At 64.4% G+C, this 1,059-nt stretch carries 1 protein-coding gene; it reads left to right on the top strand.

Features of this window, described 5'->3' with window-relative positions:
- A partial coding sequence (locus ACTMS2_RS29255) for a condensation domain-containing protein (RefSeq protein WP_441178265.1) occupies nt 1-1,059 on the top strand: 1,059 nt, incomplete at both ends.

The raw sequence follows: 1,059 nt of genomic DNA on the forward strand, positions 1-1,059 counted from the left end.
CCGGGTCGGGTGTTGTCGTTCGCGCAGCAACGCCTGTGGTTCCTGCACACCCTCGACCCGAAATCCACCGCCTACAACACCCAAACCGCCTGGCACATCGACGGCCAACTCAACCTCGACCACCTCGACACCGCCATCGGCGAAATCATCCACCGACACGAAGTCCTCCGCACCACCTTCACCGAACACAACGGCATCCCCCTACAAATCACCCAACCCCCCACCACCCACCACAGCACCCGCCACGACCTCACCCACATCAACCCCCACCACCACGACCACCACATCCGCGACATCCTGCGCACCCAACTCGACCAACCATTCGACCTCACCACCGGCCCACTACTGCGCAGCCACATCCTCCAACTCACCCCCACCACCCACGTGCTCTGCCTCACCTGGCACCACATCGTCCTCGACGGCTGGTCCGTCGGCCTCTTCCACACCGAACTCAACCACCTCTACACCGACCTCACCCACCACCGCCAACCCTCACTACCACCCCTCAAAACCCAATACGCCGACATCGCCCAACGCCAACACCACCACTGGAACACCACCAACGCCCAACACCACCTCCACCAACTCGCCACACGCCTCCGCAACGCCCCACCCGTCTGCCACCCACCCACCGACCGACCCCGACCCGACACCACACCCGGCCCCACCACCGTCCACCACAGCCAACTACCCCCCGACACCACCACCACCCTCACCACCCTCGCCACCCAAACCGGCTCCACCCCCTTCGGCATCCTCCTCGCCGCATTCCAACTCCTCATCCACCGCTACACCAACCAAAACCCCATCGTCATCGGCACCCCCCTCACCGGCCGCACCGACCCCGACGCCGAAAAACTCATCGGCTTCTTCGTCAACACCCTCCCCCTCGCCGTCGACATCAACCCCCACCACACCTTCCGCCAATTCCTGCACCACTCCCGCACCGTCCTCATGCACGCCGTCACCCACCAAGACATCCCCTTCGACAAACTCGTCGAACACACCCGACCCACCCGCGACCCCCACACCCCACCCCTCATCCAAACCGTCTTCACC

The organism is Micromonospora sp. SD12 (genome assembly GCF_052068495.1).
Lineage (GTDB): Bacteria > Actinomycetota > Actinomycetes > Mycobacteriales > Micromonosporaceae > Micromonospora > Micromonospora echinofusca.